20 protein-coding genes are annotated in these 25,139 nt (G+C 51.2%); 14 read left to right on the plus strand and 6 right to left on the minus strand.

The features are described from left to right. Positions 1–93: 93 nt before the first annotated feature. A complete protein-coding gene (locus tag Q0577_RS21400) occupies positions 94–975 on the minus strand; it encodes a Nif3-like dinuclear metal center hexameric protein (protein WP_298739999.1) in 882 nt (293 codons plus the stop codon). Between the two features lie 12 nt (positions 976–987). Then, on the minus strand, positions 988–1,740 hold the full coding sequence (locus Q0577_RS21405; RefSeq protein WP_298740000.1) for an MBL fold metallo-hydrolase: 753 nt from the start codon (positions 1,738–1,740) through the stop codon (positions 988–990). Positions 1,741–1,836: 96 nt separating this feature from the next. Between Q0577_RS21405 and Q0577_RS21410 the strand changes: the two genes are divergently transcribed. The 4 genes from Q0577_RS21410 (at position 1,837) to prfH (ending at position 6,228) form a co-directional block, all read left to right on the plus strand. Beyond that, entirely contained in the window at positions 1,837–3,177 is a 1,341-nt protein-coding gene (locus Q0577_RS21410) for a M23 family metallopeptidase (protein WP_298740002.1), read from the plus strand. A gap of 71 nt (positions 3,178–3,248) precedes the next feature. Beyond that, positions 3,249–3,956 carry a VTT domain-containing protein gene (locus Q0577_RS21415; protein WP_298740004.1) on the plus strand — a complete coding sequence of 236 codons (708 nt, stop codon included), beginning with the start codon at positions 3,249–3,251 and terminating at the stop codon, positions 3,954–3,956. A gap of 250 nt (positions 3,957–4,206) precedes the next feature. Continuing rightward, a complete protein-coding gene (locus tag Q0577_RS21420; RefSeq protein ID WP_298740006.1) occupies positions 4,207–5,607 on the plus strand; it encodes an RtcB family protein in 1,401 nt (466 codons plus the stop codon). A gap of 6 nt (positions 5,608–5,613) precedes the next feature. Continuing rightward, on the plus strand, positions 5,614–6,228 hold the full coding sequence (gene prfH / locus Q0577_RS21425; protein ID WP_298740007.1) for a peptide chain release factor H: 615 nt from the start codon (positions 5,614–5,616) through the stop codon (positions 6,226–6,228). A gap of 25 nt (positions 6,229–6,253) precedes the next feature. Here prfH and Q0577_RS21430 read toward each other — a convergent pair whose 3' ends face one another. Further along, entirely contained in the window at positions 6,254–7,225 is a 972-nt protein-coding gene (locus Q0577_RS21430) for a nucleoside hydrolase (protein WP_298740008.1), read from the minus strand. Positions 7,226–7,396: 171 nt separating this feature from the next. Between Q0577_RS21430 and Q0577_RS21435 the strand changes: the two genes are divergently transcribed. After that, on the plus strand, positions 7,397–7,924 hold the full coding sequence (locus Q0577_RS21435; RefSeq protein ID WP_298740009.1) for a gluconate 2-dehydrogenase subunit 3 family protein: 528 nt from the start codon (positions 7,397–7,399) through the stop codon (positions 7,922–7,924). Between the two features lie 18 nt (positions 7,925–7,942). After that, entirely contained in the window at positions 7,943–9,652 is a 1,710-nt protein-coding gene (locus Q0577_RS21440) for a GMC family oxidoreductase (protein WP_298740011.1), read from the plus strand. Between the two features lie 172 nt (positions 9,653–9,824). Here Q0577_RS21440 and Q0577_RS21445 read toward each other — a convergent pair whose 3' ends face one another. Then, a complete protein-coding gene (locus Q0577_RS21445; RefSeq protein ID WP_298740012.1) occupies positions 9,825–11,858 on the minus strand; it encodes a beta-L-arabinofuranosidase domain-containing protein in 2,034 nt (677 codons plus the stop codon). Between the two features lie 166 nt (positions 11,859–12,024). Between Q0577_RS21445 and Q0577_RS21450 the strand changes: the two genes are divergently transcribed. The 8 genes from Q0577_RS21450 to Q0577_RS21485 all read left to right on the plus strand — a co-directional run bounded on the left by Q0577_RS21450 (position 12,025) and on the right by Q0577_RS21485 (position 22,101). Then, on the plus strand, positions 12,025–12,474 hold the full coding sequence (locus Q0577_RS21450; protein WP_298740013.1) for a response regulator: 450 nt from the start codon (positions 12,025–12,027) through the stop codon (positions 12,472–12,474). Next, positions 12,458–13,657 (plus strand): response regulator, encoded by a 1,200-nt coding sequence (locus Q0577_RS21455; protein ID WP_298740014.1) that lies wholly within the window; start codon positions 12,458–12,460, stop codon positions 13,655–13,657. Before Q0577_RS21450 ends, Q0577_RS21455 begins: the two co-directional genes overlap by 17 nt. 11 nt (positions 13,658–13,668) lie before the next feature. Next, positions 13,669–17,268 carry a response regulator gene (locus Q0577_RS21460; RefSeq protein ID WP_298740015.1) on the plus strand — a complete coding sequence of 1,200 codons (3,600 nt, stop codon included), beginning with the start codon at positions 13,669–13,671 and terminating at the stop codon, positions 17,266–17,268. A gap of 6 nt (positions 17,269–17,274) precedes the next feature. Continuing rightward, positions 17,275–18,090, plus strand: a complete 816-nt coding sequence (locus Q0577_RS21465; RefSeq protein ID WP_298740017.1) for a protein-glutamate O-methyltransferase CheR — start codon at positions 17,275–17,277, stop codon at positions 18,088–18,090. Further along, positions 18,072–18,680: a chemotaxis protein CheB gene (locus Q0577_RS21470; RefSeq protein ID WP_298740018.1), complete on the plus strand. Its 609-nt coding sequence runs from the start codon at positions 18,072–18,074 to the stop codon at positions 18,678–18,680. The genes Q0577_RS21465 and Q0577_RS21470 overlap by 19 nt, the downstream gene beginning before the upstream one ends. A gap of 133 nt (positions 18,681–18,813) precedes the next feature. Then, entirely contained in the window at positions 18,814–19,776 is a 963-nt protein-coding gene (locus Q0577_RS21475) for an MBL fold metallo-hydrolase (protein WP_298740019.1), read from the plus strand. A gap of 71 nt (positions 19,777–19,847) precedes the next feature. Continuing rightward, positions 19,848–20,834: a helix-turn-helix domain-containing protein gene (locus Q0577_RS21480; RefSeq protein WP_298740020.1), complete on the plus strand. Its 987-nt coding sequence runs from the start codon at positions 19,848–19,850 to the stop codon at positions 20,832–20,834. Between the two features lie 166 nt (positions 20,835–21,000). Beyond that, positions 21,001–22,101 carry a hypothetical protein gene (locus Q0577_RS21485; RefSeq protein WP_298740022.1) on the plus strand — a complete coding sequence of 367 codons (1,101 nt, stop codon included), beginning with the start codon at positions 21,001–21,003 and terminating at the stop codon, positions 22,099–22,101. Between the two features lie 89 nt (positions 22,102–22,190). Here Q0577_RS21485 and Q0577_RS21490 read toward each other — a convergent pair whose 3' ends face one another. Together Q0577_RS21490 and Q0577_RS21495 are read right to left on the minus strand one after the other, a co-directional pair. Next, positions 22,191–23,309, minus strand: coding sequence for a glycoside hydrolase family 76 protein (locus Q0577_RS21490; RefSeq protein ID WP_298740023.1), 1,119 nt, complete (start codon positions 23,307–23,309; stop codon positions 22,191–22,193). Positions 23,310–23,325: 16 nt separating this feature from the next. Then, entirely contained in the window at positions 23,326–25,134 is a 1,809-nt protein-coding gene (locus Q0577_RS21495; RefSeq protein ID WP_298740024.1) for a RagB/SusD family nutrient uptake outer membrane protein, read from the minus strand. Positions 25,135–25,139: the final 5 nt, after the last annotated feature.

Consider the following 25,139-nt stretch of genomic DNA (forward strand, 5'->3'; position numbering starts at 1 on the left):
TAGGGAGAAAATGTGCTTTCAGCCACTTTCCCCCTGGTATTCATCACTTTAGTAAACCGGCAGTATAAGAAAAATATAAGGCTATTGATGCTTTTAAACGAATGTAAAAGGATTACCGGAGGTAATATGCGTTACCGTTACGCCCTGCAGTTTAGGTTGCAGCCAGTCTACCAGCCATTCCATTCCCGGCTCTTCGCTCTGGGAATGCCCCAGCACGATGAGGGCGGTTTTTGATCCCAGCTGACGGGCATCGCGAATGTATTCTGCGGTTTCCCATTCATGTACCTCGCCTGCGATCAGCACATCGGGCTGTTCTTTTTCCACCAGGGCAATCTGTCTTTGTCCGCCGGCAGCCCCTGGCAGCAGGGCTATCCGTTCACAGCTTTGTGAAAGGTCGCCTATCACCCGCAGCTGCCGGATGCCCAGGGATTGTTTCAGGGTACTGACCACCTGCTGCAATGAAGCAGGCGGCAGGTGAAGGATGGTGTTACCGGGCTTATAATATTGCAGCCAGCCTGTTTTTTTCAGCACCCCATATCCTACTCCGTCGGGGCGGTGTGTATGCCAGTAATCATGAAAGCGCCACACGGCTATATTGTGTTGCTTCAGCAGTTCCTGCTTGCGGCGTACGATGTGGTTTTGCCCGGACCAGTTCGTATCATCCTGGTGGTTATAGAAAGTAGGCTCATGGGCAATGATGAAATTAGCCTTCCGTCTGGCAGCTTCTTCAATCACCGCAATGGTGGCGAACATGGTGGTAACGATACCGGAGACTACCTGTGTATCACTGCCGCTTTTGAGCGTGTCTACCGTTTGCTGAAAGGGAGCGCCGGGAATATCTTTCAGTATGATATCCATCACTTCACGTACGGTATAGCTTTTCCGGGCGGCCATAGCGGCGCCGGGAACGCTTAATACGGCGGCGGCGCCTGCCGCTTTTGCGATGGTAGTGATAAATGTTCTTCTGGCAAGCATGAGGGATGGGTTTTAGTTGTACCAGTTACGCAGGCGGACGGTGATGTTCTTGTTGCCTTCTTCTACCAGGCGTTTGAACACGTTCACATCGCTCAGGCCATTTTGTCCGCGGTAGTGATAAGGATACACTACGCGGGGTTTGAAAGCCAGTACGGCATCTGCCGCATGGTTTACGTCCATGGTATAGGGCAGGTTCATGCAAACAAAAGCCACATCAATATTTTTGAGTGCGCGCATTTCGGGAATATCTTCCGTATCGCCGGAGAGGTAAATATTTTTGCCGCCGATATTCAGCACATAGCCATTGCCCCTGCCTTTGGGATGTTTGGCGTCGGGCCCGCCGGGCGGGTTATACATCGGGATAGCGGTGATGGTGATACCAGCCTGTGTAGTTTGTTCCCCATTCCTGAGCACAATGGCTTTTGCCCTGTCTTCCGCCGTTAGTTTATCGGCTACTGCCTGCGGCACCACCAGTAATGTCTTCACTGTTTTAACGGCGGCAATGGTAGCCGGGTTGAAATGATCGCCATGGATATCGGTGATCAGGATAATATCGGGCTCGCTATAGCCTTTGTACTTATCTCCTCCCCCATCGGGATCGGCATAAATGGTAAGGCTTTCCACCGTGAGCACCAGGCTGGCATGCTGCACGGGCTGGATAGACAGCACACCTTTGGCGGTTTGCAATGTATCGGCCGAGCTTTGCTGCGCCAGCGCCTTAGCGGAAATAAGAAGAAGCGTTAATGCAAGGTTCCTGAATTTCATAATGATGGATTATATTGTATAAAAATAGAAAAGTTCCGGGTAGATTCTTCGATTGGCGCGACAATTGTGCCGGCTCTCCGGGAAACTGCTGCCTATATGAAAAGAACTGATCAGTACCAGCCCGCAATACTGTTACTATTCACAGCAACGATGATCTTTGCCTGCTCTGCTTCCAAAAAAGGAGTGTTCGCCAAAAAGACGGCGCGTGAGCAATATGCCGGCCGTATTGCCGATGCTGGACTACAAACCACTACGGTAGGCAAACTATGGTTTGCCGCAGGGGAAAAGGCGCTGGCACGGCCCCTGACCATCACGCTGCCATACCGCGAAACCGGCTACTTTGCTGCTGAAAAACCAGATGCATCCGGTTATGTTTTTCCCGTAAAACGGGGAGAGCAGATCAACATACAGGTAAGTATCAAACCGCACGGCAGTTTCCAGCTTTTCACGGAACTATGGCAAAGCGGTACAGAGGGCGGTACGCCATCATTACTGGAAGCTGCTGATACTACCGCCTTACAGCTGCAGTATGAAGTGAAGAAAACGGGCCGTTTACTGATGCGCGTACAGCCGGAACTGTTACGTGGCGGAGAATATACCCTAGTGATCACCAGCGGCCCAAGCCTGGGTTTCCCGGTACAGGCCAATGCTACTTACAGGATCATCAGTTTCTGGGGCGATGGCAGGGACAAAGGCAGCCGCAGGCATGAAGGCATTGATATCTCCGGTAAGTTCAGAACACCGGTGGTAGCGGCCGCCAGCGGGTATGTAAGCAGTGTGCGTGAAAACAACCTGGGCGGCAAAGTGGTGTTCCTGCAACCTGACGGTAAAGATTATACGTTGTACTATGCGCACCTGGATGAGCAACTGGTACGGCAGGGCCAGCGCGTAAATAAAGGCGAGCCGCTGGGACTGATGGGGAATACCGGCAATGCGCGCAACACCGTTACACACCTGCATTTCGGCGTTTATACCATGGGAGGCGCTATCGATCCCTTACCCTTTGTGAATCCTGACAGGGCACAACCGGCAGCCATTACCGCACCGCTGGAACTGCTGCAGCAATATGTACACAATCCCGCCGCCGCACAGCTTCGCGTAACGCCCGCCAGAAACGGCATGACACTGGATAGGCTGTCTTCCAGGCAAGTGATGCGGGTGCTGGCTGCCACGGGCAACTGGTACAAGGTGGTGCTACCCGATACAAGAGAAGGCTATATTGAAAGCACCGCAGTTACAGACCGTGCCGCCCGTACGCTGGTACTGAAAAATGCAGCCCCCCTGCTGGATGCGCCCGACAGTATCAATGCGGTGATGACCACCATGCCTGAAGGCAGCAGTATCAAAGTGCTGGGAGGATATGGAGACTATCAGTATGTGCGGTTTAATACGCAGAACGGCTGGATCAGACAATCTACTGCCGGAGGCAGCAACTGATCTGCGCCAGGCTCTTCAAAACGGTTTTAGTATGCTTTTTGAAGCAGTTATGGAAAAGAACAGACGCATCTATGACTGCTGCAAACCGGATACATGATACAAAAACAAGCAAGCTCCCGTTTATTATCTCCCTTTCCATACTGGCTATACTGGGCTTGTGCTACTGGCTGATACCTGCTTTTCAGCACGGCATAAAAACAGCCTATGAAGTGCTTACCAGCGAAGATCAGCACCGCATCAGGGAATGGGTGAAACAGTTTGGCCTTGGCGGACCAGCAATGCTGATCCTCCTGATGGTGGTACAGATGTTCCTTTTTGTTGTGCCCAATGTACTGGTGATGATGGTGGCTATTACTGGCTATGGCCCTGTATGGGGCGCTGTTATTTCGTTGCTGGGCGTATTTGCCTCTTCTTCCTTTGGATATGTAATAGGCAGGATGCTGGGACCATCCATCGTGAACAAATTCGTGAGCGTAAAAACACAGCAAAAGATCAGCGAATTTATCAGGGCATATGGCGTACCAGCTATCGCCATTACCCGTTTGTCTTCCTTATCAAACGACTCGCTCAGCTTTGTTACCGGCATCCTCAAAATGAAATACCACCGCTATATACTGGCCACCATGGGTGGTATTACACCACTGGTGATACTGCTGGCCCTATACGGGCATAACGGGCAGATAGAAAAGGCGCTGATATGGGTAGCGGCATTATCGTTGTCAGGTTTAGTGGCTTACATCATCATTGATAAACGCAGGAAGAAAAGAAAGGCAGCGTGAATTAAAAATAAATATATACATTTGCGCCCGATTCCTGATTGTTTCACTTTTTAAAATCATAGGAATTATGCTTGAACACTTCTACATATCATCTCTTTCATTAGCTGCCTAAGGGCAAAAGCTACCCCTTTTCCTTTTACTTACCGGAACAGTATTGCCTGATCATTGATAATGATCATGACGGTTATCTTTTGCCCGCTTTTCTGGCAGCGACGGCTATTGCCATTTCCATCGCCAATACCAAAAAGCCATGAGCAATTTAAAAACAAAAGAACTCAGTAAGATAGGATATACGAACGACCAGGCCAGGAGCCTGGTGATCAATATCATTTCAAAACATTTTAAACACACGGCCAAAGCAGACATCCTTACGCTGCTGAGCCATGTTAAGCACGATCCGCAAGCCTACCTGCATGATGAAGTGCTGGGCAGGATCGCGGCCACCTTTGCAGACCAGGAAGCCGCCTGTAATTTCCAGTCATTTGAGCTGCTGGAGCAAACAGGCCAGTTAAAAATTTACGGCAGTAAGGAAATAGAACATGCCGCCAAACAACAAATGGAACTGGCCATGTCATTACCGGTTACCATACAGGGCGCACTGATGCCCGACGCCCACGTGGGCTACGGCCTGCCCATAGGCGGTGTACTGGCTACCCGCAATGCGGTGATACCACATGCCGTAGGTGTAGACATTGGCTGCAGAATGGCGCTGTCCATCCTGGATGAAAACGAGCAGTATGTAAAACGCTACGCACACCAGGTAAAAACTGCGCTGAAGGAATACACGCATTTCGGCATGGAAGGAGGACTTGCATTTGCACAGGAGCATGCAGTGCTGGATAGCCCCGCATTTCAGTCAACAGACCTGTTAAAGAAACTGCACAGCAAAGCGGCCAGGCAGCTGGGCTCTTCAGGCAGCGGTAATCACTTTGTAGAAGTAGGCGTGATAGAGTTGTATGCGCACAATGCATTAGCGCTCCAACCCGGCAGATATACCGCCCTCTTATCCCACTCCGGCGGTCGCGGACTGGGCGCCAGTGTTGCACAGCACTATACCAGGATCGCCATGGATACCTGCAGACTGCCGCGATCTGCACAGCAGCTGGCGTGGCTGGATATGGACAGCGAAGCCGGACAGGAGTACTGGCTGAGCATGCAGCTGGCAGGCGATTATGCAAAAGCCTGTCATGACCGTATACATGCCAACCTGCTGAAGGCGCTTGGGCTGCAAAAATTAGTAACGGTAGAGAACCATCACAATTTTGCATGGAAGGAAACCCTGGCAGACGGCACGCCCGCCATTGTGCATCGTAAAGGCGCAACACCTGCGCATGCAGGCGAGTTGGGCATCATCCCCGGCAGCATGAGCACCGCCGCTTACCTGGTAGCAGGCAAAGGTGCGGGCGATGCGCTGTACTCCGCGTCTCACGGCGCCGGGCGGGCCATGAGCCGGCAACGCGCCAGGGAAAGTATGACCGTGTCTGCGCTGAAGAAAATGCTCAGCCAGTCCAACGTTACCCTTATTGGCGGCAGCATTGAAGAAAATCCGCTGGCCTATAAGGACATTGAAAAAGTAATTGCCGCACAAACGGCATTAGTGGAAACGCAGGGACGATTTATGCCCTGCATTGTAAGAATGAACAAAGAGTAGATCATTATGGACAAAATAATTGTACAGATCACCTCGGGCCGTGGACCGGCAGAATGTTGCCGGGCCGTTGCCCGGGTGCAGGAGATGATGCTGAAGCAATGTAAAGCAAAAGGTATTGAGATCTCCGTATTGGATAGTAAACAGGCTGACCTGAAAGGCGCGTTGTTGTCTGCCACCTTCCTGGCTAAAGGCAATAACCTGCAGCCGTTTATCGATGAGTGGCAGGGCACCGTGCAGTGGATTGCCAGAAGCCCTTACCGCAGGTTCCATAAACGTAAGAACTGGTTTGTGGGTGTAGGTATATTCCCCCTGCAGGAGCAGGCTTTATGGAACCCCAAAGATGTGGTAGTAGCAACCTGCCGGGCTTCCGGTCCGGGCGGCCAGCATGTGAACAAAGTGGAAACAGCCGTGCGTTGCAGTCATATCCCCTCCGGCATACAGGTACTGGCGGCAGACAGCCGCTCACAGTTGCAGAACAAGCAGCTGGGCATGGAACGTTTAAAGGCGAAAGTAATAGCCTGGCATACCGCACAACTGCTGGAGCAGCAGCAAGACCAGTGGCACGAGCATAATGTGCTGGAGCGGGGGAACGCGGTGAAGGTGATTGAGGCGGAACTGTGAGGGTTGAGCTGTTGGCTGTTAGCTGTTAGTGATTGGAGCGGATGGATAATGGAGCTAATGGCTGATGGTGCATCAGCTGCTCTATCAGTGTTTGCAGTTCATCTCTCCTGTCGTTCAATTCCAGCAGACTGAAACGTTCTCCGGGGATAAGGCTGTTGCTGCCATCATCTTCGATGCGGAAATTCACCTTACGTACATTGAACCAGGGCTCAATGCCCCTGATGGCTGCCAGCACGGCGGTCTGGTCCCAGCTCATGCGGCCGCTGGTGTTCTTGTCTTTACCCAGGGCAATGGCATAGGCATCTTTTACGGGGCTGTTGCGGATGTTTTCGTCCCTGATCAGCGGAACGCCGGTGTGGATCTGCTCTCCTACTTCCAGGGGACTGAGGATCACCGGCGTTTCCCATTGTTCAAACACCATGCGGGCGGCTTTGGTGTCTATGTACACGTTATACTCCCGCCCTTTTGTTGCATTGGGGGGCAGGCTGGCAGCCATGGATACCAGCTGTTTTACCTTTTGCCTTATGAGGCTTCTGCCATCCAGCCGGGAATATTGATCCGGACCGGAAGCCAGCAGGGCGGCCAGGTTGGTAAAAAAGCCCACACTGACGATGGTTACCGAGCTATCCGGCGCTGCGGCCAGGATGCGGCGGTACAATGCCACTGCCTTTTCAGCGTTCTTATTGGAAGACAGGCGGTGCGGATACATGGCGATGATGGCCTGCGCCCATTTCTGGGGACAATCCAGGTAGGGCTTCTTACCCTCCGTTATCCCTACGGGCAGCTCAGGCCTCCCGAAATAGGTATTCAGTACACTGATGGTAGGAACAGTGGTTTCGAAGGCATTACACGAGACAACGGCCAGTATCTTTGCCTCCCCTTTGTCTGCCAACGCATGCAACACGGCCATGGCGCCTACATCGTCATAGTCGCCGGCAATATCCGTATCCAGGATCACCGGTACCTGTGCCGAAGCACTGAGGGAAACGAAACACATGAATATTAGCTGTTTTGTAAACCTATGCATCATAATTTATGCTATTTTCATACCGTGGACCACAACAAGTTAGGATAATTATGGATTTCCGGCATAAGCTTGTACTTTTTTATCCCGATCTTGCTATTTTGACGGCTTACTTTTATTTTGTTAAAAACACCTTTTTTATACATGCATATCAACAGAAGAACAGCGATCAGGCAGCTTTTCATCATCTCCGCGGGAGCAGCCATACTGCCCGCCTGCGTAAATGATAAAAAGCCCGCCGCTTCCGCCTTCAGCAATCTCCCTGTTACCACAAAGGATGAAGCCATGCTGGAAGCGCTGGCTGCCACCATCATTCCTACCACCGACACACCAGGCGCAAAAGAAGTAGCGGCGCACCGCTTTGCCCTGCGGATGGTGAATGATCTGAGCAAACCTGAACAAAGAGAACAATTTGTGAAGGGGCTGAAACAGTTCCAGGACAAGGTGCAGCAGCAATACGGCAAAACCTATGACAAGTGCACGGCACAGGAACAGGAAAAGATCGTGACCGCAGCCATCGCTGCAAAAGATGCAGGCGATGATGCCGCATATTTCTTTAACACCTTCAAACGTCTCACCATACAGGCTTTCACCAGCTCTGAATACTATCTTACCAAGGTACAGGTATATAAACTGGTTCCGGGTAAATACATCAGCAGCGTTAAAGCATAGTTTGATCACTGATACAGTATGAGTAACATGAACGATTCCATCAAGCAGCGTACATTCGACGCCATTGTGATAGGTTCCGGCATCAGCGGCGGCTGGGCAGCCAAGGAACTTACAGAGAAAGGATTAAAAACATTAGTGCTGGAGCGTGGTAGGAACGTACGGCATCTGAAAGATTATCCCACTACCAATATGATGCCCTGGGAATTTCCCCACCGCGGCGAAGTGCCGCTGGAGACCACCCGGGAAAACCCGGTAGTAAGCCGGTGCTACGCTTTCAAGGAAGATGCCATGCACTTTTTTGTAAAAGATAAGGAGCATCCCTATGTGCAGGACCAGCCCTTTGACTGGATACGCGGTTACCAGGTAGGCGGCAAATCATTGCTGTGGGCAAGACAAACACAACGCTGGAGCGATTTTGATTTTGAAGGCCCGGCACGCGATGGCTTTGCAGTAGACTGGCCCATCCGCTACAGCGACCTGGCGCCCTGGTACAGCCATGTGGAAAAGTTTGCCGGTATATCCGGAGATAAGGACGGCCTGCCCAATTTGCCGGATGGTGAATTCTTACCCGCCGTAGGACTGAATGACGTGGAGAAATATTTCAAGGCAAGCGTAGCCAAAAACTATAAGGACCGCCATGTGATCTACGGGCGCTGCGCCCATATTACTCAGCCCCAGCAGATTCACCTGGACCAGGGCCGCGTGCAGTGCCAGAACCGTACGCTATGCCAGCGCGGCTGCCCCTTTGGCGGCTATTTCAGCAGCAACTCCTCTACCCTGCCCTGGGCTGAAAAAACAGGCAACCTAACCCTGCGTCCGGACAGTGTGGTACAGGAGATCATCTTCGATGATAAAAAGAACAAAGCAACCGGCGTGCGGGTAATTGATGCCCACACCAAGGAAGTAGTGGAATACTATGCTGCTATCATCTTTGTAAATGCAGGTGCGCTGAACACCAACCTGCTGCTGCTGAACTCCACATCACAGCGCTTCCCTAACGGTCTTGGCAACGACAGCGGCGTGCTGGGTAAATATGTAGCCTTCCACAATTACCGCACACATATCAATGCCGTATGCAACGATTTCAAAGATGTGCGGGATGAAGGCAGACGGCCCACCAGCGCCTATCTGCCACGTTTCCGCAATGTATACAAACAGGAGACCGACTTCCTTCGCGGATACGCTGCCGGCTTTGGCGCATACCGCTCCAGCTACCATAACACCGACGGTTTTGGACTGCAGCTGAAAGAACAGCTGTCTCAAAAACAAATGGGCCCCTGGTATGTAGGATCGCATATGATGGGTGAGACCATCCCCAAAGCATCCAACGGCGTTTCACTGGATAGCACACAAAAAGATGAATGGGGTATGCCTTTGCTGAAGATCAATATCGGCTATGACGATAATGATGAAAAGATGATAAAGGACTACCAGGAGCAGATGACAGAAATGTTTACAAAAGCCGGCTTCACGGATATTAAAGTAGTGGACACCAAACAGGCGCCCGGACTGGATATCCACGAAATGGGCGGCGTACGTATGGGCCGTGATCCTAAAACCTCCATGCTCAATAAATGGAACCAGCTGCACGCCTGCAGCAATGTATTTGTAACAGATGGCGCCTGTATGACGTCTACGTCTACACAGAACCCGAGTTTGACGTATATGGCATTAACGGCAAGAGCAGTGGATTATGCGGTGGGGCAGCTGAAGAAGAAGGAGATATAAAGTCTTCATCCAACGTCATTGCGAGGCGTCGTGGAGCACAGCGCGCAGGGCGCCGAAGCAATCTTCTATGTTAAATGGCGGGTTTTCGTTTATACGTTTGCCGATTAAAAGATTGCTTCGTCCCGCTCCGCACTAAGCCTGCGCGGCTCCCCGCAATGATGATACTTACGAACTATTTCACTACCGGAAACGCCACTATCCTCACCTTCGTACACCCATAAGGGATCAGGGTTATCTGCTCCTCCTCCTCATTCACCTTTCCACGATAAATACCCGTACGATCCGTTACCGGTTGGGGTGCAATGCCGTCTGCTATTTTCCAGGAAGGGATCTTTTTACCGGTGGCGATAATGGCCAGCGGGGCATGTGCCTGGTTCCACACAAAAGTATCTGAAACGGGCTGTAATGTTTTTAACTGCAGATGGGCGGCCGGGTCTTTGACAATGCTTTCCGGCAGGCCGTAGTTCCAGTCTTGTTTTGTGTATACGTTAAAATAGTCTCCTTCTTTTTCATCATGACCTTTCTCCCATTGCTCTTCGAGTTTGAGGGCGTACACGAGCGGACCTCTTTCTATGGCGCGGGAGTTACGGCCCCAGTTGGAGGTGCTCATCTGCATGGGCAGCTGTAATGTAAGACGGTCATTATTCTTCCAGGTACGGTTGATGGTGATGACCTGTCCGCCTTTTTCGCGACGCAGTTCCGTGCCATTCAAAGAGATCAGCGCTTCATTGCACCAGGCGGGAATGCGCAGCTGTAAAGGAAAGGCCGCTTCTTTCTCCAGCGAGAGCTCAAAGCGGATGGTTTCTTCAAAAGGATAGGCCGTTACCTCACGGATGGTAAGGGGAACGGCGTTCTTACCTACTGTTGTGCTGAGTGTACTGGGACTGTATTCCAGTGCCGCCACACCCTTATCACGGGTGGCGTACCAGAGGTGGCTGGTGAATTTGGTCCAGCCCTGGTGCATATTGGCCAGGCAGCAGGTATAGCCGCTCCGCATACCGAACACGTTATTCATCTCTCTTTCAAAGGGCAGGGAAAAACTGAACACACCCTTTGTTACCTGCACCTGGTTGGCTATCTGAAAATATTGCTTGGCATTATAATCATCTGTGGTTTGCGTAGGCAAAGCGTTGAAGGTCATTCTTTCCAGTGCGTCCATATAGCGATGATCCCCGGTGATGGCGATGATCTCTTCCAGGGAGTACATGGCCTCTACGATGGCGCAGAGTTCAGTGCCCTGTACGGGATCATTGCCGTGCAGATCTTCATCCGCAGAAAAGATGCCCATGGGCAGGCCGTGCAGGGTCATGAGATCATGAAAGCCGGTGGCCAGGCCTTTAAGATAGGCGCTGTCTTTTGTACGCTGGAAATTCACTGCGGGAGATTTCAGTGCCATCGCCACATTTACGCCGTGGCGCTGCATCCAGTGTTCATCATTCTGATAGGTAGCGGCGTTGATCACCCAGTCGCGGTTAGCCAGCCAGCGGCTCCAGGGAAAGGACTGTGATTCCAGCCGCGAAGCCAGCTCCAAAAGGAAAGGCGCTTTGGTAATGCTGTACAGCCATTGTGCCATCAGTACATTATCAGCGCCGCGGGAAGTGGCCCACTCTGTCCATTTACCCACCGGGCAGGTTTTGATCGCTTCCAGCTGGTAGCGGAAGTATTTTGTCATAAAAGGGATCACTCTTTTATCGGCAGTGGCGCTGTAGTATTGCTGCAATACTTTCAGCATCACCATTTTGGGCCACCAGTCGTCGCCTGCGGCACAGTTAGCCGGCGTAATGGCTACCTGCTTTTCCCTTTCTTCTTTAGTGATGGGTCCGAAATAACCGGAAGGGCGCTGATGCTCCAGCACCCAGTTCACATATTTGCCTACTTTATCCTGCAGTGTTTTATCATCCAGCAGCCAGGCCAGTGGCAGGGCGCCATCCAGCCAGTAGGGCGTTTCTTCCCAGCCATCGCCTGCGCCGCCCAGCCAGCCGTTATCATTTTTTACTTTTCCGTATACTTCATCGAGATGGCCGCTGGTGCCATTGCGCATGATGGAAAGCTGGTTACGCAGCCAGCCTTCCGGTTTAACGGCGCCAAGGGGTAAAGGCTGATATACCGGCGCTACATACACCGGCTTACCGGCGGGTCCTGGTTGCGCATATGCCAGGGTGGTACAGAGCGTGAGCAACACTATGCTCCTGAAGGTGTTAGTCATTATTCGATTCCCTACATTTTATTGATGAGTTTTTAAGATAGAAAAAACTTTGTTGATTTCCAGCAAAAGCCTGAAACTACTGTTCAGCCTGGCTAAATTCTATGAGATAGTATAAAAATAATTAGCATCTTTGGGATCTTAAAACTAACCTGAACGGATCTATTAAATGGAGCGCCTGGCACCCGTATTTTTACTTGTAGACGATGACCTGGACGATACATTTCTGTTTGAAGAAATGTTGCAGCAAGTGAGCCCAACCGTAACTTTCCAGAACGCTATCAACGGAAAGGAGGCCCTTGACAAATTGCGGGCAGCAGATACACAGCTGCCCGATGTGATCTTCCTGGACCTTAATATGCCCAGGATGGATGGCAGGCAGTGCCTGTCTGAATTAAAGAATGACCCGGCATTACAGCATATTCCCGTGGTCATTTATACAACATCGGCCCATCCGAAAGACATCAGCCAAACGATGCAGAACGGGGCCGCCTGTTTTATCACTAAACCTACGGATACATGCGAGTTGCATAATATTTTAACCATGATCGCACAACATGTACATGGCGATCTTAAAGGGGCATTAGCGCATATTTATTGTTATGATCCTGATAGTTGACGACAAACAAGAGAATCTATATTCTTTAAAAGCACTACTCCGCCTGCATCTTTATGATGCTGATACAGCTAACTCAGGAGAAGAAGCACTGAAAAAGATTCTGAAGAACGAGTATGAACTGATCATCCTGGACGTACAAATGCCGGGAATGGATGGCTATGAAGTGGCAGAAACACTGACCGGGCATAGCAGGTCCAGGGACATCCCGATCCTCTTTCTTTCTGCCGTAAATATAGATAAGCGCTTTATTACAAAGGGGTATGCTTCCGGCGGCGTTGATTATATTACCAAACCTTTTGATCCGGATATACTGCTGCTGAAAGTAAAGACTTTCACCAGGCTGTACCGGCAAACCAAAGAGCTGAACGAGATCAGGGAAACGCTGGAGCAGAAAGTGGAACAGCGAACGGCTGCCCTGGTGGAAGCCAACAAAGCCCTGGAAGCCAGCAACGGAGAACTGCAGCAATATGCCTATATCGCATCGCACGACCTGCAGGAGCCTTTACGGAAGATTACTACCTTCAGCCGCCTGGTATCAGACCGTTTCCTGGCCGGTATTCCCCAGGCCGCTGTCTATATGAGCAAAGTAATGGCGGCTTCTGAAAGAATGCGGAAGCTCATCAATGATGTGCTGGATTATTCAAAACTGTCTGATACGCCGAAGTTCGTTCCCTGCAGCCTGGACCAGGCATTACAGGATGCGCTTACAGACCTTGAGCTGTTCATCCGCGAAAAGCAGGCCCAGATTAATACGGCCCCCCTGCCAACAGTAGAGGGTATACCAGACAGGCTGCGACAGATGTTCCAGAACCTGATCAGCAATGCGTTGAAATTTTCCAGGAAAGATACACCGCCGGTGCTGAACATTCGCGGAGAACGGGTAGCCGGTAAATCACTCAGCGCACCCGTACAGGAACAGGGAGATTACTGCCGCATCTACATCGAAGATAATGGCATCGGGTTTAACGAAATCTACCTGAATAAGATCTTTGTAATGTTCCAGCGCCTTCACGGCAAAGATGAATATGAGGGCAACGGCATCGGCCTGTCTATCGTCAAAAAGATCATCCAGCGTCACAACGGACTGATCACCGCAGAAAGCAAGGAAGGCGCAGGTACCGTATTCATTGTACTGCTGCCCCTGAAACAGCCTGTTATTAATCAACCTGCAGAACTGCCGTAAACCAACGATACATGAACAAAGGATTTAAGAAAAACCTGGTCATCAGCTTCGCGGTCTCTCTTTTACTCGTCTTAGCCAGCGCTATCACCTCCTATATCAGCATACGGAACCTGTTAACCAGCCAGCAACTGGTAGACCATACCAACTCAGTGATCCTTAAACTGGAAAATACCATCTCCATCCTGAAGGATGCGGAAACGGGCCAGCGGGGCTTCCTGATCAGCGGCAAACCTGAATTCCTGGAGCCTTATACCGGGGCGCTGGATAAAGCCAACCGCGTTATCGGCAATATTGAATCACTGACAGCTGACAACCCGGCGCAGCAACATTCCATTATACAACTGCGCAACCTGATTTCCGCGAGGTTTACTTTACTGCAGCAACATATTGACGCTAAAAACGCAGGCACTACGCCGGGCGCAGAAGAGCTGGAAGACGGCAGAGTGCAAATGGACGCCATCAGGCAGCTGATAGACAAGATGCAGCAACGTGAGCAGGCCCTGCTGGCGAGCCGTACAGGCACCGCCAACAAATTCGCCATGTACACATCACTGCTCATCCTCATCGCTGCCTTACTGTCTATATTGGTGACCGTTGCCTCATTTATCAGGATCAACGGCGACTTTACAAAGAGAATTGAACTGCAGCTGGCTCTGGAACAAAAAGATGCGGATATCAGCCAGCGGATCAACATCATAGAAGGAGTGGCCAACAAGATCTCTTCCGGCGATTACAAGATACGGGTAGACGATGCCAAAACAGATGCATTGGGCTCTGTAGCAGTTTCACTGAACAAAATGGCCATCTCTTTAGACCGGTCTTTCAGCAGGCTGGAAGAAAGCGAATGGCTGCAAAGCGGCATTGCCGCCCTGAACGAAAAAATGATCGGGGAAAAAAGCCTCGATGTTCTTACCTACAATATACTGGAGTTCGTTACGCAATATATCCAGGCCCAGGTGGGCGCTTTCTATATACTGAAGAATGATGAACGCCTCTCGCTTTGCGCCACCCTGGCCATTGATAAAGACCGGATACAACAGGAGATCAGTATGGGAGAAGGCATTGCCGGGCAAAGCGCCTTATCCGGCAAGGAAATATTGCTGGAACAGGTAGACAACACTTTGCTGACCATCAACTATACCGCCGGCAGCATACAACCCGCGGCCATTATCGCCATGCCGGTATTCCACGAAAAAAGGATCAAGGGCGTCATTGAACTGGCCACACTGCAGTCATTTACTCCACGGGAAGTTGAGTTCCTGAAAGCGGCGGCATTCAATGCAGGAATCGCTATCCAGGGCGCACAAAATCATCAGCACCTGCAGGAGCTGCTGGCAGAAACACAGGCACAGTCAGAAGAACTGCAGACACAGCATACCGAGCTGGAAAACATCAATACAGAACTGGAAGCACAGGCATTGAAGCTGCAGGCATCTGAAGAAGAGCTGAAAGTGCAGCAGGAAGAACTGCAGCAAACCAACCAGGAGCTGGAAGAAAGAAGCCGTTTGCTGGAAGAAAGAAATGAGCTGATACTGGAACGTAATCTTGAAATACAGGCAAAAGCAGAAGCGCTGGCTACCAGCACCCGTTACAAATCGGAATTCCTGGCTAATATGTCGCACGAACTGCGTACACCGCTGAATTCCATCCTGCTCCTGTCCCGCCTGATGGCAGAGAACCATGAGGGCAATCTTACGGAAGAACAGATTGAATACGCTACCGTTATACAAAGCTCCGGTAACGGCCTGCTAACACTCATAGATGAAATACTGGACCTTTCCAGGATAGAATCAGGTAAAATGCAGCTGGAATTTAACCTGACCGGCGTAGAAGATATCGGCCAAGAGATGAACACACTCTTCAGTCCAATGGCAAAAGACAAAGGCATTGCCTTTAACGTGGAAACAGCAATGGTAGCCGGGAAGATGATAGAAACAGACCGTCAGCGGCTGCAGCAGATACTCCGCAACCTGATCTCCAATGCGCTCAAGTTCACTGCTAAAGGCAGTGTGACGCTGCGGATCAGCCAGCAGGCAGACACCATCGTTTTTGCAGTGAAGGATACAGGTATCGGCATTCCTAAAGACAAGCAGGAAACAATATTCGAGGCCTTCCAGCAGGCAGATGGTTCTACCCGCCGTAAATACGGCGGCACAGGACTGGGCCTTTCCATCAGCCGTGAGCTGGCCAAGCTGCTGGGCGGTACTATCACCCTGCAAAGTGAGGAAGGAAAGGGCAGCGAATTTGTGCTGACACTACCCATGCAACAAGGCGTACCCGCACAACCGGAATACCAGGCACCGGCCATAAGCAGCGCAGCAAAACATCGTCCGCAGGAAGTATTGCAGACAGCAGAAACGGCCAATTACCAGGCGTACCTGTCGCCCCGTATACCTATGGCCATACCGGACGACCGTGACCAGATCAACGCAGGCGATAAAGTGCTGCTGATCATCGAAGATGATACCGCCTTTGCGCGCTCACTGCTGGACTACAGCCGTCAGCAGGGATACAAGGGCGTTGTGGCGGTAAGAGGTGATGAAGGCATTACGCTTGCCAAACAACTGCTGCCCACCGGCATACTGCTGGATGTACAGCTGCCTGTAAAAAGCGGCTGGGAAGTAATGGAAGAGCTGAAGTCTGACCCGGCAACACGGCCCATCCCCATACACATGATGTCTGTACACGAAGTGAAGACCAGGAGTATTTCCAGGGGTGCAGTTGATTTCATCAACAAACCGGTTGCGCTTGAAAAGCTGGGCGAAGTGTTCAGCAAGATAGAAGATGCCCTGAGCCGTCATCCTAAAAAAGTGCTGATCGTTGAAGAGAACCAGAAACATGCACAGGCGCTGTCTTATTTCCTGGATCGTTTCAACATCGCCTCTTCCATCAGCACCAGTATCAACGAAGGGATGGATGCACTGAACCGTGCGGAAATAGATTGTGTGATACTGGATATGGGGATTCCTGCACGGCAGTCGTACGACATCCTGGAAAACATCAAGAAAACGCCCGGCTACGAAAACCTGCCTATCATCATCTTTACAGGCAAGAACCTTTCGCATTCAGAAGAGGTACGTATCAAGCAATACGCAGATTCTATCGTGATTAAAACCGCTCATTCCTATCAGCGTATACTGGATGAGGTATCACTGTTCCTGCACCTGGTAGAAGAACATAAAAAGGAAGGCAGCTCATCCCGCTACCGGAAGATGGGAGAACCGGCAGAAGTGCTGAAAGGAAAAACGGTACTGGTGGCAGATGATGATGTGCGCAACATATTCTCGCTGACAAAATCGCTGGAAGCTTATGGCATGAAGGTTGTTTCTGCAACAGACGGAAAGGAAGCCCTGCAACAGCTGGAGGCTACTCCCAAAATAGATCTTGTGCTGATGGATATGATGATGCCTGAAATGGATGGTTATGAGTCCACAAAACGCATCCGCGAGATACCGGCCTTCCGGCAGCTGCCCATTATTGCGGTAACGGCTAAGGCAATGACGGGCGACCGTGAGAAATGCATCAGCGCAGGCGCATCTGATTACATTACAAAGCCAGTAGATATAGACCAGCTGATCTCTCTCCTGAGAGTATGGCTCTATGATAATTAACCGAATATGATGATCAGGGATGAGGATCTGAACCTGTTGATAGAAGAGCTGTTCAGCCTTTATGGCTACGACTTCAGCAACTATGCGAAGGCATCGCTCCGGCGGAGGGTGAACCGCCTGATGGTGGTAGACCGCTTCCCCAGCTTTGCCGAGCTGTTACACCGGGTAAAGCGCGATCCGGACTACCTGACCCGCGTAGTGGAAGAGTTTACAGTGAATGTTACGGAGATGTTCCGCGACCCCGGCCTGTTCAGAACCATCCGGGAAACCGTACTGCCCGTACTGGCTACCCGGCCGTTTATCCGTATATGGCATGCAGGCTGCGCTACCGGTGAAGAGGTATACTCCATGGCCATCCTGCTGGAGGAGGCCAACCTGCTGCATAAGTCTTTATTGTACGCTACAGACCTGAACCCCTCTGTTATCGAAAATATCAAAAGAGGTATATTTCCGATGAGCCAGATGAAATTATATTCGGAAAACTACATACTTTCGGGAGGCAAACAGGATTTTTCATCGTACTACACCGCAAAATACGACTGGGCCAAATTTGACGAACGCCTGAAGACGAAAATGATCGTTGCCACCCATAACCTCGTTTCCGACAGATCCTTCAATGAATTTGGCCTTATCTTTTGCCGCAACGTGCTTATTTATTTTGACAAGCATCTGCAGGACAGGGTACTAACCCTTTTTGACAGCAGCCTCGAAAAACTGGGCTTCCTGGTATTAGGCGCCAGGGAAAATATCCGGTTTTCGGGTATTGCCGGCAAGTTCAGACAACTTGACAACAAAGAAAAAATATGGCGCAAAATAATGTAGACAGGTATAAACTCGTAGTGATTGGCGGCTCTGCCGGCAGCCTGGATATTATGCTGCGGATAGTGGCCGACCTTCCCATACATAGCCCCGCTTCTTTTGTTATTGTGCTGCACCGGAAAAGCGGCCAGCCTTCTGTGCTCACCGCCCTGCTGGCAGACAAAACAAAGCTGCCCGTAAAGGATGTGGAAGACAAAGAGCCCATTCTGCCCGGCACTATTTACGTAGCCCCCTGCGATTATCACCTGCTGCTGGAAGAAGATCATACCTTTTCGCTGGATGTTTCGGAGAAAGTACATTACAGCCGCCCCAGTATAGACGTCACCTTTGAATCTGCCGCCCCCCTCTACAAAGATGCGCTGGTGGGCATATTACTGTCGGGCGCCAATGCCGACGGCGCTGAAGGCATGAAGGCCATTGCCCAGCACGGCGGCTTTACCATTGTGCAGCAGCCGGATACAGCAGAAATCGGCTATATGCCCCAGCAGGCTTTAAATATCATGGCAGCTTCCAGGGTGCTGGACGGCCTGGAGATCAGCCATTTCCTGCATGAGCTCTTATCCGCAGAAACGCCTACCGGTTTGCACCATTGACCCGGGGCAGTGTACCATCCTCCTTCTACACGCTGCTGCCTTATTTCCCCATTTATCTGCTGAATAAGCCTTTATCCCCTCTTATACACCTGCTGCATGCGTTTTGCAGGAGATAGGCTAATACGCGATCATTATGGCACAGCAAAAAGCAAAACCCGTTCAAAAGCGGCTTTACAAAAAATGGTTCACCGTGGCTCCCGGTGTGTGGGGCATAAAAGACCTGTTTGTCAATGTCTACCTGGTGCATTCCGGGGAAGCTAACCGCTGGGTTCTGGTGGATGCGGGCTTGCCTTCTACCGCACGGTGCATAAAGAAGGTAGCGGAGCACCTTTTCTGGCCGCAAACCAGTCCGGCGGCCATCATCCTCACCCACGGACATTTTGACCATACGGGCTCGCTGAAGAAGCTGGCGGATGAATGGGATGTACCTGTGTACGCTCATTACCTGGAGGCGCCCTATCTTACGGGGCATTCTTCCTACCCGCCGCCAGACCCGACTGCGGGCGGGGGACTGATGACGCTCCTCTCCTGCTTCTTTCCCAAAAAGCCTAAAGATCTGAACGGACGGCTGCTGCTGTTACCGGAAGATAATACCGTACCCGGACTGCCCGGCTGGCGGTATATTCATACACCGGGGCATGCGCCCGGGCATATCAGTCTCTTCCGGGAAAGTGATGGCGTACTGATAGCAGGAGATGCAGTGGTGACCACCCGGCAGGAATCGCTTTTCTCCGTCATGATGCAGTCCAGGAAACTTTGCGGTCCGCCCAGATACTTTACTTACGACTGGAGAGCCGCCGAAACCACCGTTAACAAACTGGCCGAGCTGGAACCTTCCGTGATTGCCAGCGGACACGGAAAACCAATGCAGGGAAATGCCATGAAAGCGGCCTTACACCGATTGGCCGCCAACTTTGACCACGAAACCGTACCTGCCTCCGGAAGATATGTAGATGAATCGGCGGTGGCCGGGCCATCGGGCGTAGAGTATGTACCCGCCCCTCATCCAAAGGAAAAATGGTATAAAGCCGGCGCAGCGCTGGCCATGATAGGTATTGGTGCGCTGCTGCTTCATTTCAGCAGCAAAAAGGAGTGATCCCGCTATCTGTGCATTGTTTACCATGGAATAAGCCGTATTTTTATACCCGCACCACAAAAAAACATACCATGGTACAATTAGGCATCTTACTTACACGGCATCACCGTTTATTAAGCGTGGCCGCAATGCTGGATGTTTTTGAAACAGTTAACCACTATTATGAGGGCGACGGACAGGCTGCGTTTTTTGATATCTCTTTGCTCTATCCACAGAGCAGTTACCCCCCGGCTTATTCCGAGCATCCTGTATACCCGCTGCAGGCATCTCCCAGGCAAACCATCATCCTGATACCGGCCTTTGGCACCAGCGATCTGCAGGGCGCCATCCGCGATAATGGCGAGTGTCTTTCCTGGCTGCAGCAACAACATCAACAGGGCACGGAAATAGCCAGCTTCTGTACCGGCGCCTTCTTACTGGCCGCCACCGGGCTGCTGGATAAAAAGCCAGCTACCACCCATATACATGCCGCCACGGCCTTTGCCAAAGCATTTCCACAGGTGCAGCTGCAACCCAGCGAGATCACCACTTTCCAACAGGGTATCTATACAGGCGGAGGCGCTACCAACAGTTTCCACCTGATGCTGCGCGTGCTGGAGAAATACTGCGGATACGAAATGACCCTGCGGGTAGCCAAATATTTTGCCATTGATATGGACCGTGAACAACAGGCTTATTTCGGTACTTTTCAGCCGGTGTTCAACCATAAGGATGAACTGGTGAGCGCCCTGCAGCACCGCATTAAAAGCCGCTTCCAGGAAGCAGGTACCATCGAGGAACTGCTCTCTGAAATACCGGCCAGCCGCAGGAACCTGGCCCGGCGCTTTAAAGCGGCTACCGGTTTCACACCCATCGAATACCTGCAGCGTACCAGGGTGGAAGCCGCCAAAGGACTGCTGGAACAAACCGACCAGAGCGTGCTGGAAGTGATGCTGAATACCGGCTATAATGACCTGAAGACCTTCCGCCAGTTGTTCCGCAAAACCACGGGTATGACACCTACCGCCTACCGCGAAAAGTTCTACCGGAAAAGAGTCATTGATCCGGCCTTGCAGTAAACCTTATGCCATTTCATTTATGGAAAATTATTCCTACATTGGGGACAGATCATCTAACCGGCCTGTGAATATCCACGTTTATTATTGAAAAAGAGAAGGCCTATCCTTCCGGATTGTATGTATGTAGAATGAACAATGCTTTTTATTCCTATTTAATAGAACAGTTATGAACAAAATTTTATCAACCATCTTCTTATCAGGCTTTTTCCTGATGGCCGGTATCCACGTTTATGCCCAGGGTTGTGTAGCGCTGCGCGGTAACGGTACTGCCTGCGTGATGACACATCCGGATGAAGACCATGCAGACAAATGGATCTTTAACATGGGCGGACGCTATTTCAAGTCTTACAAACACTTCAAAGGCAGGGAAGAACAAAAGGAAAGAGTGGAACTGGGTACAGAAGTGATCAACCACCAGACTGCCGTAGACTTTACCCTTACCCGCATACTGGATGATCGCTGGAGCGTGATGATAGATGTGCCACTGCTGTTCAACGCCCGCTCATCCCTTTACGAACACGGACTGGTAAATGGCAGGAACAATTTCAATGAACGACACAGCATGCACTCTTACGGCCTGGGAGATATCAGGATAGCGGTATACCGCTGGCTGCTGAATCCCCGGAAGTCTGCCAGGGGCAACATACAGGCAGGCCTGGGTATTAAGTTTGCCACCGGCGATTATGATTACCAGGATTACTGGTACAACGTAGGCCCCAACGGCGCCAAAGAACTACGCACCGTAGACCAGTCCATACAGCTGGGCGATGGCGGCACAGGCATCAGCACAGAGATCAATGCTTTCTACAATATTTCACGCCGTTTTGGCTCTTACTTCAATGCTTATTATCTCATCAATCCACGCGAACAGAATGGCGTAAGAACCTACCGTGAAACATTATCTCCTGCATTAGCCAATGAAGGCATTATGAGCGTACCAGACCAATATATGCTGCGGGCAGGCCTCACCTATGGCGCCGGTAATTTTACCGCCTCTGCAGGCGCCCGGCTGGAAGGCATTCCCGTTCATGACCTGGTAGGCGGCAGCGGCGATTTCAGAAGGCCCGGCTATGTATGGTCCGTAGAACCCGGTGTAGCTTACCGCCTCAAAAAGGTGAGCCTCTATGCCTCCGTACCCATCGCCTTTGTACGTAACAGAACCCAAAGCGTTACCGACAAAGAAAGAAGCACCCCCACCAATAAAGTGAACGGTGACGCCGCCTTTGCAGACTATGTGGTTAACGCAGGCGTTTCTTTCCGCTTCTGATTGGAAGTAAAAAAAAAAAAATAATAATCACAACACTGGTGCCCCGCCTGACACTGGTGTTGTGATTATTTATTTTTGATTGTTGATTGTTATTTGTCCTGCGGCGGGCACAATTGCATCAGGGCCACCGCGCTGCTGGCTTCGTAGGACTGAATGACGCCTGTTGGACAGGGGATCTTATAGTTACGGTAGGTGAGGCCGCGGGCGGCGTCGCGGTTGCCCCAGGCGGTGTTGATGTTCTTCTGCAGCCAGGGTATGTATTGCGATTGGCCCGCATCTTTCACCAGCATCATTACATACTGGGCAAAGATGGCTTTTAACACGCCTTGTTCGTTCCAGTCTCCTTCTGCAGGGAGGATGCCATCTTTATCACTCATTACCTTTTGCGTATAGTCGGTAGCCCGCTTGGCATGATCCAGGTAGGCCGTTTCGCCGGTTGCTTTATACAACATAACGGCGGCGCCGATAAATGTGCCCTGGTTGTAGGTATAGTCTGACCAGCCTTTCTTTCCCCTGATGTTATTGTCTGCCACCCTGCCGGTGGTGCTGTCTGCCAGGTTGGTCAGCGACCAGCTGTAAACGTCCTTTGCTTTTTGCAGGTAGGCCGCCTCTCCGGTTATTTTATGCAGCAGCATGGCAGCTATCACCGTGGGGAAGTTGATGCAGGAATTTTTGCCGCTGTGATTAAAATCCCAGAACATACCGCCTTCCGCAGAATCGTAAGATTCATCCCACACTCTTTTGAAACCCGATACCGAAAGGTCCAGGTAGTGCTGCTCTCCGGTGAGCTGGTAAGCCCTTGCCAGGGAGATGATCCACCACATCATATCGTCATAGATGAACCATACGGTGCGGTTGTTCCAGTTATACTGGTCGTACCTGCGATGGCCGCCATCGTAAATATCCTTTACCAGTTTCAGGTAAGCGGGATCGGATGTACGCTGGTAGGCATTCATGGCCATGTCCCAGTAGATGGCCTGTGTCCAGATGGCACCGATGGATTTCTTCTCCGTGGTGGCATAATACAGCTTATCGCCCGTGCTGTAAAAATATTCGTTGAAGTTATTGTAGGCCGAAGTGGCATCCTTCGCGGTAAAGGAAACAGCCTGCAGAACCGGCGGATCACCCGGCCCGGTCCTGTTGTTGCTTTTGCTGCAGGAAGCATTCAATAGCAATGCTGCTGCTAATGGAAAGAACAGTTTATTCATGTTGTTATTTTAATGCTTACCAGCCCGGGTTTTGCACCAGCTCCTTATCGTTATTGATGTCATCGGATGGCAGCGGGAAAAGATAATGTCTTTTATTGAATACGCGCGTTTCGAAAGGTACAACATTCAGGAATTCCGGCAGATCGGCCTGGATGTTCAAGCCGTACATAGGGCCGTTCTGTGTCTGCTCAGCGATCTTCCAGCGGCGCACATCAAAGTAACGGTTGTTCTCGAAGGCCAGCTCTACGCGGCGTTCTTTGCGGATGGCTTCGCGCATGGCGGCTTGTCCTGCGGGGGCAGGTAGCTCTGCGCCGCCGTATTGCGGAATGCCTGCCCTTTCGCGGATGAGGTTCAGGTATTTCAGTATGTCCGGGTTGCCGGGTTCTGCTTCGTTGAGGCATTCAGCATAGCTCAGGTATATCTCTGCGAGGCGCAGGAGGATACAGGTACGGTCGTTCACATCCCAGGCGCCGGTGCCCATGGCTTTACGCACAATATAACCGGTAGGCGAATAGTCTCCGCCGCCTGTCTGTCTGCCTGAATTACCGGTATTATACAGGCGGGTGGTGATCTCGCCAAAGGAGGTATTCAGCCAGGTGCTGCCATCATAAGTGATGTTCACATAGAAACGCGGTTCACGGTTCACCCACTGGTTGTAGATGTTTTTAACATGCGAGTCGTAAGGCGCCTGGAAATCGGAATAGCCGGAGCTTACGTAACCTGACTGCGGATCATCAATGCTTCTGCCGTTCTTCATAAAGAAGGCGTCTACCATGTTCTGCGTGGCCCCCAGTCCGCCGCTGCCTTTTACATCACGGGAGCTGGCGCCGCCGTGGTAGGGACACAGTTCGTACTGACGCGGACCGATAGAACTCCCCGGCCGTGCCAGGATCACTTCTTCATTCCAGTCTGTGAGGATCACATCCCTGCAGGAAAGATAAGGGCTGAAATTGCCGTCAGGACCGTTCTTGCGGAACAGGTTATAGGTGCCGGGTACAAACTCTGTGATGAAGGCCTTATAAGCATCTGCGGCTACTTTCCATTTGCTGGCATCGAAGGACTGGCTGATCAGCTGCTTGCCATCTTTGTTCCGTAACTCCGCCAGGTCGGCATTGCCGTTATACAGCGGACTGGCGCCATACATCAGTGCATTGGCCCTGAAGGCAAGCGCGATGCCGCGGCTGATACGGCCATAGTCCTGGTCGTTGTTAGGTTTAACAGGCAGGATGGCTGCTGCCTTTTCCAGCTCGTCTGCTACGTAAGCCACACATTCATCGAATGAATTACGCGGTATCTGCAGGTTGGCATCCACGGGAGTAGGCGTTTCTCCCAGCAATACTACGGGGCCGTATATACGCATCAGGTAGAAGTAATACATGGCTCTCAATGCGCGGGCTTCTGCCTTGTACTGGTTGATCAGCTGGGGTGTAAGATCGGTGATGCGGTCTGCATTCTCAATGAACACGCTGGCGGCGCGGATGCCTTTGTAGTAGTTGGTCCAGTAGTCTCTTACAAAACCGGAGTTGGCATCCCAGTTACCGATGTTCACATCATTGGACTGTACAAATCCCCATACGTAGTCGGCTTCATCGCTGCCGCCTGTCCACAGGCCACGGTTGGTGTTATCGCCCGGGTTACGTTGTCCGTATTCATCCGGTATACGTGCATATACGTTATTCAGGAACTTGCGCGCGGTGCCCCAGGTGCGGAAAGTTTCTTCTATGGTAAGCCTGTCGTCAGGCACCTGGTCAAGATATTTTTTGCAGGATGACAGCGTAATGAATGCGAGCAGTATATAGATCAGTTTCTGGATATTCAGGTTCATACGTG

It is taken from the genome of uncultured Chitinophaga sp. (assembly GCF_937898475.1).
Lineage (GTDB): Bacteria > Bacteroidota > Bacteroidia > Chitinophagales > Chitinophagaceae > Chitinophaga.